General features: G+C 73.1%; 14 protein-coding genes and 1 pseudogene. 8 read left to right on the forward strand and 7 right to left on the reverse strand.

Annotation, left to right across the window (positions count from 1 at the left end):
• Window positions 1-99 precede the first annotated feature (99 nt).
• Window positions 100-957 (forward strand): EI24 domain-containing protein, encoded by an 858-nt coding sequence (locus tag ACFVYR_RS35445; RefSeq protein WP_384263459.1) that lies wholly within the window; start codon window positions 100-102, stop codon window positions 955-957.
• Here ACFVYR_RS35445 and ACFVYR_RS35450 read toward each other — a convergent pair.
• A complete protein-coding gene (locus ACFVYR_RS35450; RefSeq protein ID WP_384263462.1) occupies window positions 915-2,204 on the reverse strand; it encodes a pyroglutamyl peptidase in 1,290 nt (429 codons plus the stop codon). The genes ACFVYR_RS35445 and ACFVYR_RS35450 overlap by 43 nt on opposite strands.
• Before the next feature lie 139 nt (window positions 2,205-2,343).
• On the reverse strand, window positions 2,344-2,628 hold the full coding sequence (locus ACFVYR_RS35455) for a hypothetical protein (RefSeq protein ID WP_384263464.1): 285 nt from the start codon (window positions 2,626-2,628) through the stop codon (window positions 2,344-2,346).
• Between the two features lie 157 nt (window positions 2,629-2,785).
• Here ACFVYR_RS35455 and ACFVYR_RS35460 point away from each other — a divergent pair, with 157 nt between their 5' ends.
• Both ACFVYR_RS35460 and ACFVYR_RS35465 read left to right on the forward strand, forming a co-directional pair.
• A complete protein-coding gene (locus ACFVYR_RS35460; protein WP_384263467.1) occupies window positions 2,786-3,382 on the forward strand; it encodes a TetR/AcrR family transcriptional regulator in 597 nt (198 codons plus the stop codon).
• 270 nt (window positions 3,383-3,652) lie between these two features.
• Window positions 3,653-4,309, forward strand: coding sequence for a LysE family transporter (locus ACFVYR_RS35465; RefSeq protein ID WP_384263469.1), 657 nt, complete (start codon window positions 3,653-3,655; stop codon window positions 4,307-4,309).
• Window positions 4,310-4,397: 88 nt separating this feature from the next.
• Here ACFVYR_RS35465 and ACFVYR_RS35470 read toward each other — a convergent pair.
• Window positions 4,398-4,520, reverse strand: a pseudogene (locus tag ACFVYR_RS35470) (phosphotransferase); the annotation flags it as partial.
• 74 nt (window positions 4,521-4,594) lie between these two features.
• The gene (locus tag ACFVYR_RS35475; protein WP_384263471.1) at window positions 4,595-5,161 is read right to left on the reverse strand and encodes a TetR/AcrR family transcriptional regulator; all 567 of its coding nucleotides are present in this window, start codon (window positions 5,159-5,161) and stop codon (window positions 4,595-4,597) included.
• A gap of 283 nt (window positions 5,162-5,444) precedes the next feature.
• Here ACFVYR_RS35475 and ACFVYR_RS35480 point away from each other — a divergent pair, with 283 nt between their 5' ends.
• On the forward strand, window positions 5,445-5,831 hold the full coding sequence (locus ACFVYR_RS35480; protein WP_384263474.1) for a nuclear transport factor 2 family protein: 387 nt from the start codon (window positions 5,445-5,447) through the stop codon (window positions 5,829-5,831).
• Window positions 5,832-5,856: 25 nt separating this feature from the next.
• Here the strand turns inward: ACFVYR_RS35480 and ACFVYR_RS35485 are convergent, their stop codons facing one another.
• Window positions 5,857-6,438 carry a TetR/AcrR family transcriptional regulator gene (locus ACFVYR_RS35485; RefSeq protein WP_384263476.1) on the reverse strand — a complete coding sequence of 194 codons (582 nt, stop codon included), beginning with the start codon at window positions 6,436-6,438 and terminating at the stop codon, window positions 5,857-5,859.
• A gap of 151 nt (window positions 6,439-6,589) precedes the next feature.
• On the opposite strand from ACFVYR_RS35485, the gene ACFVYR_RS35490 reads away from it, so the two are divergent.
• Complete coding sequence (locus tag ACFVYR_RS35490) at window positions 6,590-7,765, forward strand: agmatine deiminase family protein (protein WP_384263479.1); 1,176 nt, start codon at window positions 6,590-6,592, stop codon at window positions 7,763-7,765.
• 97 nt (window positions 7,766-7,862) lie between these two features.
• Window positions 7,863-8,498, forward strand: coding sequence for a GNAT family N-acetyltransferase (locus ACFVYR_RS35495; protein ID WP_384263481.1), 636 nt, complete (start codon window positions 7,863-7,865; stop codon window positions 8,496-8,498).
• Here ACFVYR_RS35495 and ACFVYR_RS35500 read toward each other — a convergent pair.
• The gene (locus ACFVYR_RS35500) at window positions 8,401-9,366 is read right to left on the reverse strand and encodes a LysR family transcriptional regulator (RefSeq protein WP_384263489.1); all 966 of its coding nucleotides are present in this window, start codon (window positions 9,364-9,366) and stop codon (window positions 8,401-8,403) included. The genes ACFVYR_RS35495 and ACFVYR_RS35500 overlap by 98 nt on opposite strands.
• Before the next feature lie 169 nt (window positions 9,367-9,535).
• On the opposite strand from ACFVYR_RS35500, the gene ACFVYR_RS35505 reads away from it, so the two are divergent.
• Window positions 9,536-10,741: an NAD(P)-binding domain-containing protein gene (locus ACFVYR_RS35505; RefSeq protein ID WP_384263484.1), complete on the forward strand. Its 1,206-nt coding sequence runs from the start codon at window positions 9,536-9,538 to the stop codon at window positions 10,739-10,741.
• A 37-nt stretch (window positions 10,742-10,778) separates the two neighbouring features.
• Here ACFVYR_RS35505 and ACFVYR_RS35510 read toward each other — a convergent pair whose 3' ends face one another.
• Complete coding sequence (locus ACFVYR_RS35510; RefSeq protein ID WP_384263486.1) at window positions 10,779-11,690, reverse strand: SGNH/GDSL hydrolase family protein; 912 nt, start codon at window positions 11,688-11,690, stop codon at window positions 10,779-10,781.
• Window positions 11,691-12,031: 341 nt separating this feature from the next.
• Between ACFVYR_RS35510 and ACFVYR_RS35515 the strand changes: the two genes are divergently transcribed.
• Window positions 12,032-12,526: a DUF3145 domain-containing protein gene (locus ACFVYR_RS35515; protein ID WP_356261936.1), complete on the forward strand. Its 495-nt coding sequence runs from the start codon at window positions 12,032-12,034 to the stop codon at window positions 12,524-12,526.
• Window positions 12,527-12,646 lie beyond the last annotated feature (120 nt).

Here is a 12,646-nt window from a genome sequence, read left to right on the forward strand (position 1 = left end):
CTCAACTCCCCCGCAACAAGAGGGCCTTGTGCCCCGCCTGTGACAGAGCCGCCGCCACCCCACGCAGACCGCCGCCCACCTGCGGCTAAGGTGTGCCGCATGCGCGATCTGGGTGTGGGCTTCGGCTACTTGGTGAAGGGGCAGCGCTGGGTCGCCCGGCACGGCCGGCAGTACGGATGGGGACTGCTGCCCGGCCTCATCACCCTCGTCCTCTACGCGGCTGCGCTCGTCGCTCTCGCCCTGTGGGGCGCCGATCTCGTCGGCTGGGCCACGCCGTTCGCCGACGACTGGTCCTCGCCCTGGCTCGGCATCTTCCGCGGCTTCCTCACGGCCCTGCTCTTCGCCCTCGCGCTGCTGCTCTCCGTCCTCACCTTCACCGCCGTGACGCTGCTCATCGGTGAGCCGTTCTACGAGTCGCTCTCCGAGCAGGTCGACATCGCCGAGGGCGGTCACGCACCGGAGTCCGGGCTGCCGCTCTGGCGGGACCTGTGGATCTCCGCCAGGGACAGCCTCCGCATCCTGGTGCGGGCGGTGCTCTGGGGCGTGCTGCTCTTCGCGCTCGGCTTCGTGCCGGTCGCGGGCCAGACCGTGGTCCCGGTGATCGGCTTCTGCGTGACCGGGTTCTTCCTGGTGGAGGAGCTCACCGCCGTCGCCCTGCAGCGCCGCGGCGTGGAACTGCGCGAACGGCTCACCCTGCTGCGCTCCCGCAAGCGGCTGGCCTGGGGCTTCGGCGCGCCGCTCGCCGTCGCCTTCATGGTGCCGTTCGTCGCGGTGTTCCTGATGCCGGGCGCGGTCGCGGGGGCGACGCTGATGGCCCGCGACCTGCTCGGCGAGAACGCGTCGGGTGGCGGCGACGACGGCGACGGCGGCGGCAGTCGTTCAGGGGCCGGCGCCGGTGGCGGTCCGGCCGCCGGTCAGGACGACGACGCGGCCACCCGGAGGATCCCCCGCACCTGAGCGATGATGTCGAGCCGGTTCCGCACGAACTCGGGATCGGTGACGTCACCCGTCGCCGGATCCGTGTTGCCCGCGCCGAACTGCAGCACCGGCGTGTGCACATGGCCGCCGGGCAGTCGGTCGTGCAGCCCGAGCCGGTCCCGCAGCAGCGTCGCGCGGTAGCCGATCTCGTTCGACAGGTAGTCCCCGCCGCCGCCCGCGCGCGCCGTCGACCCCTCGGTGGGCCCGCCGGGCCGGACCACGGGCTCGGTGCCGCCCGCCGGGATCTCGGTCACGGACGTGTTGTCGTACACGGGGAAGCGGCCTGTCCGCGCGTCCGCGATCTTCTTGTACGGGAGGGTCGTCGACGTCCACTGGGGCTGCGAGCCGGGATCGGTCACCGGGATGGTCTCCGTGCGCGACACGTTGTCGTTGTCGGCGAAGCCGCCGCGCCAGGCACCGTTGGTCCGCTCGATGTCGAACCGGCCGACGCGTCCCTGGCTGATGGTGGTGAAGAGGTCGACGCGCGGCAGGTGCGGCCGCAGCGCCCGCTCCACGGCGCCGTCGGCGAAGTCCTGCCAGCGGACCGGGAAGACGACGGCCTCGATGCGCGCGGGCCCGTCGGGGGTCCGGATCGTGGTGCCGTCCAGGGCGAGGGCGGTGGCGCCGGACGGATTGCTGATACGGACGTCACGGTCGAGGGTGAAGGGGTCGAAGCCGGTGACGAGGATGCGTTTGATGTGCTTGTGGCGGGTGGGGGAGAGGCTGCTGTTGTCGCTGCTGTCGCCGCGATAGTCGACGGAGTCCTGGCCGCGGGAGGTCCGCTCCAACTCGCCTATGAGCCGGGCTCGTCGGGTGTCCGTGAGGGAGAAGCGCGCAGGCTGCCACGTCCGCAGCTCCCGCGTCATGCCGAGCCGCGCCCAGTACAGCGGCCGGTCGTCGTCCCGGCTGAGGGCCGCCCCGGAGGACCCGGCGGGCCCGTGCCCCTGCGCCCGGCCGACGGCCCGCCGCCACAGCGACCTGCCCTCGCGGGCGACGAGTCGCCGTGCCTGGCCGTAGGAGTGGGAGGCGCCGAGCGCACGCGCGAGATCCGGGGCCACGGAGTCGAATCCGCTGCGCCGAAGGATCTCCTGCGGGGCGGCGCGGTCGAGCCGCGCCTCCTCGGCGGTGGGGGCCGCACGCCCGGCCGGGGCGGCGGAGGCGGGGGCCGGGGTGGCGAGCCCGGCGAGGAGAGCGGCGACGCCGAGAGCGCCAAGTCGAGAGAGCACGCGAGTCCTTCCGTAAGCGGTGGGGTGGCGGAAGTATCGCGGGGCGGGAGGGGTGAGGGCCAGATCGGGTCTGCGGGACGGGAGGGGTGAGGGCTGGATCGTGACCCGAGGCGGTGCGGTGCCGCGCGGTGGCGGGCGCCTACCGCGTCTTCCGCAGCAGTCGGGCGCGGGCCGCCGCCGCGAGCAGCGCGCAGCCGAGCGCGCCGACCACCAGGTCCGTCCAGGCCGGGGCACCGGCCTCGCGCAGCACGGCGGAGACGCCGAAGCCGGTGTCCCAGCCGGCCTCCGTGATCGCGGAGCCGAACCCCTGGATGAGCAGGATGAAGCCGAAGAGGGTCAGCATCCCCACGGACGACTTCTTGCCCTGCCCGTTCTGTCCGGCCTCGCCCTGTCCGGCCTTGTTCTGCCCGGTCCTGATCGCCATGCGTATGTCTCCCCGAATGCGGCGCCTCGCGTACCACGACGGCGCGGCGCCACTCGTTCCGATGCGGTCGCATCAGATCATGCCCGGAGACGGGATACGATGCAACCGCATCGAAAAGATCCGGCCCGCCCGGCGCCCCGACGAAAGGCATCCGCCCGTGCCCAGACAGGTCGACTACGAGGACCGCCGCAGCCGCATCGCCGAAGCGGTCTGCGCCCTGATCGCCCGCTCCGGGATGGAGTCGGTCAGCCTCCGCGACGTCGCGGCGGAGGCGGGGGTGTCGATGGGCGCGGTCCAGCGCTGCTTCCGCACCAAGGAGGAGATGCTGCTCTTCGCGCTGGAGGGCATCTCACAGCGGATCGGCGACCGGGCGAAGGCCCGCATCGAGGCGTCGGGCACCCCGCGATCGGCCGTGACCCTGCTCCACCGCACGCTGTCGGCGCTTGCCCTCGTCGAGCCGGAGGACAGGACGGAGGCGCAGGTCTGGGGCGCCTTCGTCGCGCACGCGGCGGTGAGCGAGCGACTGGCGGCGGTGCTGCGCGAGACGTACGCGAAGTCGCACGAACTCGTCGCCTGGCTGCTCGGTTACGGCCAGGAGACCGGCGACTTCCGCCCCGGCTTCACCCCGGCCGCCGAGGCCGCCACCTTGCTGGCCCTGACGGAGGGCCTCACGGCCCAGGTGCTGGTGGGCCACCAGACACCGGGCACGGCACGCGAGATCTTGCGGCGGTACGAGGACGGGTTGAGGGCGTAGACGGGGGGATCGGACTGGCCACAGGTGGGCGTGTTCCGGTCGGCGCGGTACGCGGAGTGATCCGGCGAGCGGCAGGGTCGGCCAAGTCGGCGACAGACAGTCCGCGACCCCATCCTGCGTGCGGCGCACCGTGGGAATTCGGTTGCCGCTACCGCTCGCCTCCCGGCACGCTCGGCTCATGAACACGCTCCGGACTGCCGCCACCCCGCCCCCGCGCCCCTTTGCCGCTCGTCCGGCACGGAGCGGGCAGCAGGCCGGCCGGCAGCGGTCATGGAGGCCGATTCGCGCGTACGCGTGAGCGAGGTCCTGGTCGCGGGGCTTCTCGCCGGGTACGGCATCGCCATGCCGGTCGGCGGAGTCGCGACCCACCTCGTGGCGCTGACCGCCCGCACGTCCCTGTGGACCGGAGCCCACGCCGCCCTGGGAGTCGCCACCGCCGACGGCCTGTACGCCCTGCTCGCCGCGGTCGGCGGCGCCTCGCTGACCGGCGTCGTCGAGCCGGTCATGACGCCCTTGAGGTGGGCCTCGGTCCTGGTGCTCGTCGTACTGGCGGCGCGGGGCGCGGCGACGGCGGTCCGCCGGTACCGCGCGCGCGACGCGGCCACCGCGAGGACCGGCACCCCCCTCGGCCCCGCCCGTGCCTACACCGCCCTGCTCGGGCTCACTCTCCTGAACCCCGCCACAATGATCTACTTCGCCGCACTCGTCCTCGGCAGCCCGGCCACCGCCACGCTGACGCACCTGGAGCAGACGGTGTTCGCGCTGGCCGCCTTTGCTGCCTCGGCGAGCTGGCAGCTGCTCCTCGCAGGTGGTGGGGCGCTGCTGGGCCGGGCGCTGACGGGCCACCGGGGCCGTCTGCTCACGGCGCTCACGTCGAGCGCGCTGATCACGGGCCTTGCGGTCCAGCTCCTGCTGAGCACCGGGTGAGCGGCGCGTCGTCGTCGCGCGCGGCCGGACCGACTGCCCGGCCGCGCCCTCCACCGCCGTCGGATGGTGATGACTCCGCCGTCGGATGGCCGAGAACGCGGCTCGCGATACCGGCCATCACGGGGTTCGTCTCCCGGTAGTACGCGAGTTCGGCGAGGGCGACCGTGAGCGCCCAGCCCCGGCCGCGCGCCCACGTGGCGTCGTCGGCGGCAGGGCGTGCCGGGCGTCGGGGCGCGGGGCGGCGCAGGCCGCCGCCGCGAGGGGCGGATCGGGGCCGGGCTCAATCTAGGGCTGCTCGATGAGCTCCGCGACAAGGTCGCGGACGTATGCCTCGTCCGTACCGGGTATCGAGAAGACCACCCGGAAGTAGAGCGGCGCGACGATCCGGTCCAGGACCCGCTCCAGGGACGGGGGTGCCTCGCCACGCTCGCGCGCCGTGTCGAGGACAGGCCCGAAGCGCTCGGTGACCCGGCGCAGGCACTCGCGCAGGCCGTCGTGCCGCTCGTCGACGTCGGGCGCGACCTCGGCGCGGAAGAACGCGATGCCGCCGGGCCGGGAGAGCTCCGTCAGGGTCCAGATCGCCTGGTTCTCCAGGTCGGTGCGCAGATCGCCGAGGAGCGGGGGCGCACCGGCCTCGCCGCGGTGCTCGGCGACGTCGGCAAGGAGCGCGGCGAGCGTGCCCCAGCGCCGGTAGAGGGTGCTGGGGTTGACCCCCGCGCGCTGGGCCACCGCGGGCAGCGTCACCTGGTCGGCACCGCGCTCGCCCACCAGCGCGATCGCGGCGCTGTGGACGGCGGCACGGACGCGGCTGCTGCGGCCTCCGGGCCGCCTCGCCGGTACGTCAGTGTTCACCCCTCCACCTTAAGAGCCTGTGTCATATCCCCGGCCGGGTTGTCGCCGCCTGGCACGCACGCTCGCCGCGTTGCCGAAAAGCCCTAGTAGCTCCGCTACAAGGACTTCCCGGCGCCTTGCGATCGCACGCACCAGACGACGCCCACTGATCCGACCGGGGATATGACACAGGCTCTAAAGCAAAGACTTGCGCCTTAGGGGCCGGAGTGGTCTAGAGTCGCACTAACGCGCAGATCACCGCTTTAGTGGGATCACCGCTTCAGCGTCTTCCGAAGGGATCACCATGTCCACCGACGAATCCGCCCTCGCCCTCGGACGCAGCTTCCACCGGGCCCTCGTCTCGGGCGACTGGGACGCCATCCGGGCCCTGCTGCACGACGACGCCACCTGGACCCTTCCCGGCGACAACACCATCTCCGGCACGGCCGACGGCGCCGACGCCGTGGTGGAACGCGCTCGGCGGATCGCTTCGTACGGCCTGAACTTCGAGCTGCTGCACATCCTGGTCAGCAGGGAGAACATGGCACTCTCCCTGCACAACACCGCACGCCGGGAGGACGCCGTCCTCGATGAGTACCTGGCCACGGTCTGCAGACTCCGGGACGGCAGGATCGCGAGCATCGAGACCTATCTCTCCGACGTGCCCGGGATGAACGCCTTCTTCGCCTGAGCGCCCCGGCGTCGAGGCGGTCGGGTCAGGGCCGCCGCAGCTCAAGAGCGACGGCCCCGCGGAGCAGCTCGTGCGCCCGGTCGAGCGGCAGCGTGCCGCTCAGCCACCGCTCGCTCAGCCCCTCGACCAGCGCGCTGAGCCGCTCGGCCGCCGCCTCGGCGTCGACCCCGGGCCCGGCCTGCCCGGCGTCGCAGGACCGCCGCACCAGGTGCGCGAGGTCGTCGACCCACTCCCGGGTCGCGGTGGCCAGCTGCTCCCGCAGCTCCGGGTCGAAGACCGCGGTGGCGCGCAGCTCGCCCCAGGCCGCGCTGTTCTCCCGTACGTGCGGGGTGTCCTGGAGTTCGAGGAGCAGCAGGCCGGTGAGGCGGGCGCGGGGGGCGTCGTCCGGGGAGGCGTCCAGGGCGGGGTCGGTGTAGCGGATCGCCCGACGGCTGATGAACTCCAGCGTGCGGCGGAGCAGCCCGGCGCGGTCCTTGAAGTGGTAGTAGATCAGGGCGGTCGAGACGCCGGCCTCCGCGGACACTTCCTCGACGCGCAGCCCGCGCACGCCACGGCGGGCGATGAGCCGGGCGGCGGCTTCGAGGATCTGGGTGGGCCTGTCCGGCATCGCGTACTCCACTGCTCCGCCGCCTTTGAGGGCTGGCTGTCGACTCTCTCCGGTGCCCGATCATGCCTCAAGCCCTCGCGGGACACCCATGCCGTAGGCTCGTCCTGACCAAATTTTCAGTCAGGGGGAATCGATCATGTCGTTCGGGCGGATGACCAGGCGTCGGGTCGTGCGGGCGGGGATGGGGGCCGGGGCCCTCGCCGCCCTCGGCGGGACGCTGAGCGGCTGCGGCGGCGAGCAGGGACAGAAGCGGGGCGGCCGGGGCCAGGACGGGGACCGGGAACGTGCCGGGCGCACCGCCCCCACAGCCACCCCCGACGGCCGCCGCCGCATGCCGGAGGAGGCGGCGCCGCACGAGCTGACGTACATGTCCTGGCCGAGCCGCCGCATCTGGAAGTCCGACGTGCACGCCGTGCGGCAGGACATCGCGCGGATCGCCCGGACGATCGCCGAGTTCGAGCCGGTGACCCTGCTGGCGAACGAGCGGGACGTGGCGGCGGCCCGGCGCGCCTGCGGCTCGGGCGTGACGGTCGTGCCGGTGCCGGTGGACGACCTGTGGATGCGGGACACCGGCCCGAGCTTCGTCCTCGGCCCGGACGGCATCGCGGGCGTCGACCTCAACTTCAACGGCTGGGGCGGCAAGCAGGAGCACGGCCGCGACGGGAAGGTGGCGCGGACGGTCCTCGCCGACCGGCGCATCGCCAGGATCGAGGCGCCCCTCGTCGGCGAGGGCGGCGCGATCGAGACCGACGGGGCGGGCACCCTGCTGGCGACCGAGAGCTCGCTGGTCAACGGCAACCGCAACCGAGGCAGGTCCCGCGCCGACATCGAGCGCGCGCTCAAGAGCCTGTTCGGGGTGACCAAGGTCCTCTGGGTGGCCGGTGTCCGGGGCGAGGACATCACGGACTGCCACATCGACGCGCTGGCCCGGTTCACCGAACCCGGCGTGGTCCTCCTGAGCACCCCGGCTCCGACGGCGCCGGAGGATGTCTGGTCCAAGGCGTACGCCCAGGCGCGCGCGGCCCTGGCCGGGGCGACGGACGCCCGCGGCAAGCGCCTCGAGACCGTCTCCCTGCCGGAACCGGTCGACATCGGCCGCCGCGGCGACGGCTTCCTCGCGACCTACGTGAACTACTACGTCGTCAACGGCGGCGTGATCATGCCCCGCTTCGGCGACCGCAAGGCGGACGACGCGGCGGCGTCGATCGTGCGGGACCTCTACCCGGGCCGACGGGTCACCCAGCTCCCGGTGGACACCCTCGGCGAGGGCGGCGGCGGCATCCACTGCGCGACCCAGCAACTGCCGAAGGCGCACCGCGACGACTGAGGCGAGGCGGTGCCCTTCGCTCGATCCGTTACGTAGGGTCGGGCCCGAGAAGCGCGCGAACAGCGCGTGCGCGTGACGGACAGGGGGAAGAGGCCAGGTGACCGAGACCGAGACTGTGACCGAGGCCGAGGTCGAGACGCCGGTAGCCCAACCCGGCCCGACCGCACCGGGGTTGACCCTCCGCCCATGGCACCCCCGTGACGCCCCCGCCCTCCTCGCGGCCCACCGCGACCCGGTCATGCGCCGCTGGCTCGTGACGGACCTGACGAACGCGACCGAGGCGCGCCGCTGGATCGACGCGCAGAGCGAGGCGTGGGCCGACGGCACCCGCTTCAGCTTCGCTGTGATCGATGCCGATGCCGATGCCGATGCCGGACCGGTAGCCGGGGCCGACCGCCTCCTGGGACACGTGACGCTCAAGGTGCGGCCGTACGGTTCGCGGTCCGGTGCCGCCTCGGAGGTGGGGTACTGGACCGTGCCCGAGGCCCGCGGCAAGGGCGTGGCCCCGCGCGCCCTGGAAGCGGTCTCCCGCTGGGCGTTCGCCACGCGACGCGCGCTGCCGCCCGGCCGCCTCGAACTTCTCCACGCCGCCGCCAACCGCGGTTCCTGCCGCGTCGCCCAGAAGTGCGGCTACGTCATGCACTCCGTACTGCCGCCCTTCCCGCCCGACTACCCGGGAGAGGGGCACCTCCACGTCCGCGTGGACCGAGCGACCCCCGCGCCGCCTCCCTGAGCGCCCGCAGGAACGGGCTCGTCGCCGGTGCCGGAGTCAGGCCCCGCGCCGTCGCCGCGTACACCGTCCGGCTTGGCAGGCCCTCGTCCCGTACGGGAACCAGCGCGATGTCCGGCCGTACGCCCTCCGCCGCGAGCGCCGGTACGAGGGTGACGCCGAGGCCCGCCGCCACGTAGCCCTGTTTCGCGGTCCACTCCGCGACGACGTGTGCGACGCGGGGCCGGAAGCCGTGGCGGAGTGCCGGGCCGAGGAGGGTTCCCTCGCCGCCGGGACCGCCCGCTATCCACGGTTCGGCGGCGAGCCGGCTCAGGCGCAGCTCCGGCTCGGCCGCCAGCGCGTGGCCCGCGGGCAGCGCGACGTACAGCGCCTCGTCGAGCAGGTGGTGCAGCTCGTACGCCTCGCCGGGCAGTGCGCCACCCGTCGTCGACACCACCGCCAGGTCGAGCTCGCCCTCCGCGAGGCGGGCGAGGAGATCGGCCGTCAGGCCCTCCTCGCGGGTCAGGGTCACCTGGGGGTGGCGGGTGCGGAAGGCCGCGATCGCCCGGGGCACGAGCCCCGCGTCCGCCGTCGCGAACGCCCCGACCCGCAGCGGTCCGCCCGCTGCCTCCCGCAGTGCCGCCAACTCCCGGCCCATGGAGCTCAGTCGGTTCAGGATCTCGTGCGCGTGCGGGAGCAGCGCCCGCCCCTGCGCGGTCGGACGCACCCCGCGTGGCAGCCTGTCGAAGAGCGGCGCCCCGCCCAGCGCCGACTCGAGAGCGGAGACCTGCCGGGACACGGCGGACTGCGTCCAGCCCAGCTCCCGCGCGGCCACCGTGAACGACCCGTGCCGGGTCACCTCGACGAAGGTCCGCAGCCAGACGGTCGACAGCTCCGGCGGTGAGGATGGCGGGGATGGCGGGGATGGCGACAGGGGTGACGGCGAGGGTGGCGGCGAGTGCGGCGGCGCGTCCGCTCTCCGTGCGGCATGCGGGTTCGGCATGGCTCGCATGCTAGACATTCGCTTGTCGCATCCCGTGTCCGGGCCTAGCGTCGGCGGCATGGAAAAGATCGCATTCCTCGGACTCGGCCGCATGGGCGAACCAATGGCGCGTCAACTGCTCGCCGCAGGACACCCGTTGAAGGTTTGGAACCGCACCCCGGAGAAGGCCGGACCGCTCGTCGCGACGGGTGCCGAGGCCGCCGCGAGCCCCGCCGACGCCGTGCGCGAGGCCGACGTCGTCATCACGATGCTCGCAGGCCCCGACGCCGTGCGCACGGTCGCCGACGCCGTCGTCCCCGCGCTGCGCCCCGGCGCGTACTGGGTGGAGATGTCGACCGTCGGGCCCGATGTCGTAAGGGAGTTGGCGGGCCGCGTCCCCGCCGGTGTCACCCTCGTCGACGCCCCCGTCATGGGCAGTACCGACAAGGCCGCCGAGGGGCGGCTCGGCATCCTCGCGGGTGGCGACGCGGCTGGCGTCGAGCACGTACTCGCCCGCTTCGGGCCCGTCACCCGCACCGGCGCCCTCGGCTCCGGCGCCGCGCTCAAGCTCGTCGTGAACACCGCCGTCATCGGCGGTGTGGGCCTGGTCGCCGAGGCCATGAAACTCGCCGACGCGCTCGGCCTCGACGAGGCCACCGCCAAGGACGCCCTCGCCGCGGGGCCGCTCGGCGGCGCCGTCGCCCGCGCCTTCGCGACCGGCGTGCACTTCGGCAGCGATCTCGCCGTCAAGGACATCACCCTCGCCACGGAGTCGGCTCGACTTCCGATGATGGAAGCGGTGTTGGGCCACTTCGAGGCAGCTGCCGCAGACCCCGACGTCGTCCACGAGGACGTCGCCCGCGCCGTCACCCACATCCGCACCCGCCACGCCCGCCCGATGCGGATCACCATCGACAACCCCGCCTCCGCCCCGCAGCCCTTCGGCCCCTACTCACAGGTCGCCCGCCTCGAACACGCCGACGGCGGCGTGCTGTTGTACGTCTCGGGCCAGTGTGCCGAGGGCGACGGCATGGCCGCCCAGACCCGCGGCGTCTTCGACACCCTGAAGCGTCTGCTCAAGGCGCACGGCGCGGGACTCGACGACATCATCAACATCCGTACGTTCCTCACCGACATGGACGGCTTCGCCGACTACGCGGCCGTCCGCAAGGAGTTCCTCACCGGGACCCCACCCACCAGCACCACCGTCGCGGTCTCACGGCTCGTCCCGCCGCGGGCGCTGGTCGAGGTCGAGGTCGTCGCCGCCGTCGCCCCGCCCAGGTAGGACCACCGCCGTTAAGCCACCCGCTCAAGCAGCCTGCTCAAGCCACCCGCTTGCGCGACGTCACCTGTCGATAGGCGAGCTCGGCCAGCCGCGACTGCCCGTTCTTGCTGGGGTGGAACCAGTCCCAGTGGCTCAACTGGTCACCGTCGAAGCGGTAGTCGAAGACCGCCCCGCCGTCGTAACGGCAACGCCGGTCCTTGTCGCACACCTCTTCGAGGACCTTGTTGTACGCGACCACGCGATCCCGCACCGTGGCGCGCCGCTGCGTCGCCCTGGCGTTGAGGTCGTCCGGGTCGGCCAGCATCGAGGCGCAGATGCCCAGCTTCCACACCTGCTTGCCCAGCGGATTGGCCCGCCCCTGGGACCAGAGCCTCTTGAGATCCGGCACGGACGCCACGTACACCTGCGCCTTCGGCAGCTCGCGGCGGAGCGTGCGCATCGCGTCCTCGAAGTCGGCGCGGAACTGCGCGACCGGGGTCATCGAGGCGGCCGAGGGGCGGCAGGCGTCGTTGGCGCCCGTCATCACCGTCACCAGTTCGGGGCGCTCGGCGGCGGCCTGCTCGATCTGGCCGGCGAGATCCGCCATGCGCGCCCCGGTCTTCGCGTGGTTCCAACTGTGCGAGGCGGCCCGCCCCTTCCCGAGCAGCCGCGTCGCCAGGCTGTTGACCTCGCCGTCGGTCCCGGTCGCCCAGGACGCCTCGGGGCAGTCGGAGAGCACCGAGCAGGCGTCGAAGCCGCGGGTGATGGAGTCGCCGACGGCGGCAAGGGAGCGGGGCGAGGTGTCCCAGACGGGCGTAGGCGTGGGGGACGGCTTGCCGTGGGCCGGTGGCCCGCCCGGCGCCGAGGAGTTGTCGCCCTGCGCGTCGCACGCGGTGAGCGCCCCGCCGCACAGAAGGGCCGCCGTCGCCATAGCGACCCCGGCGCGCGAGCGGTGCCTGCGGATCCGCATCCCCTGCTCCCCTCTGTCGTTCAACGTGACGTCATGCGTGCGGCCGGGGTTGCGCCCCGCCGGGTGAAAGGTCGGAGTTTCCTGGCCTTCGGACCGACGGTACGTCACACTCCTTGCGCCGCCGCACGGTAGCCTCGGCCCGTAGCCGCCGGGCCGCCGCTGTCACGGCAGCGACAGGGCGGGTGGCCCACCCGGTGGCGCCCCGCTGCAGTGGTTCCGCTAAATTACATCACGTCACATCTGTCCCCTTTTCCCAGTTTTATCTAGTATTTGGGAAAACTGCTCGGCACGGGCGCGAGGCCGCCGGGGAAGGCGAACCTCGACCCACACTGGAGGTCCCGGTGACGACACGTGGAGTTCTGTACGTGCACTCCGCTCCGCGCGCGCTGTGCCCACACGTCGAGTGGGCCGTCGCGGGCGTGCTCGGCGCGCGCGTGAGCCTCGACTGGATCAGGCAGCCCGCGGCGCCGGGCACCTGGAGATCCGAATTCTCCTGGCAGGGCTCGGTGGGCACCGCGTCCAAGCTTGCCTCCGCCCTGCGCGGCTGGGACCTGCTGCGCTTCGAGGTCACGGCGGAGCCCTGCGCGAGCGCCGAGGGCGAGCGCTACAGCGCCACGCCCGAGCTCGGCATCTACCACGCCGTCACCGGCATCCACGGCGACATCCTGATCCCCGAGGACCGGTTGCGCGCCGCGCTCGCCCGCTCGCAGCGCGGCGAGAGCGACCTGGCGGCCGAGCTGGCCAAGCTGCTGGGCAAGCCCTGGGACGACGAGCTCGAGCCCTTCAGGTACGCGGGCGAGGGCGCGCCCGTGCGGTGGCTGCACCAAGTGGTGTGACGTGACGCGAATGGGCCCCCACCGGATGGCGAATTCAAGGGGTCGTCGCAACACGGTGATCAACTGGCTGTTGCCAGGAGCTTAGCGAGGCGCTCGGCTGGGGTTTCCCAGCCGAGCGTT

Origin of the sequence: Streptomyces sp. NPDC058284, assembly GCF_042881135.1 — a bacterium.
Taxonomy (GTDB): Bacteria; Actinomycetota; Actinomycetes; order Streptomycetales; family Streptomycetaceae; genus Streptomyces.

What these genes read in the sequence shown, in the direction of transcription:
- ACFVYR_RS35445 (WP_384263459.1), top strand. Translation starts at nt 100, where the DNA reads ATGCGCGATCTGGGTGTGGGCTTCGGCTACTTGGTGAAGGGGCAGCGC.
- ACFVYR_RS35480 (WP_384263474.1), top strand. Translation starts at nt 5,445, where the DNA reads ATGTCCACCGACGAATCCGCCCTCGCCCTCGGACGCAGCTTCCACCGG.
- ACFVYR_RS35485 (WP_384263476.1), bottom strand. Translation starts at nt 6,438, where the DNA reads ATGCCGGACAGGCCCACCCAGATCCTCGAAGCCGCCGCCCGGCTCATC.
- ACFVYR_RS35490 (WP_384263479.1), top strand. Translation starts at nt 6,590, where the DNA reads ATGACCAGGCGTCGGGTCGTGCGGGCGGGGATGGGGGCCGGGGCCCTC.
- ACFVYR_RS35505 (WP_384263484.1), top strand. Translation starts at nt 9,536, where the DNA reads ATGGAAAAGATCGCATTCCTCGGACTCGGCCGCATGGGCGAACCAATG.
- ACFVYR_RS35465 (WP_384263469.1), top strand. Translation starts at nt 3,653, where the DNA reads ATGGAGGCCGATTCGCGCGTACGCGTGAGCGAGGTCCTGGTCGCGGGG.
- ACFVYR_RS35455 (WP_384263464.1), bottom strand. Translation starts at nt 2,628, where the DNA reads ATGGCGATCAGGACCGGGCAGAACAAGGCCGGACAGGGCGAGGCCGGA.
- ACFVYR_RS35510 (WP_384263486.1), bottom strand. Translation starts at nt 11,690, where the DNA reads ATGCGGATCCGCAGGCACCGCTCGCGCGCCGGGGTCGCTATGGCGACG.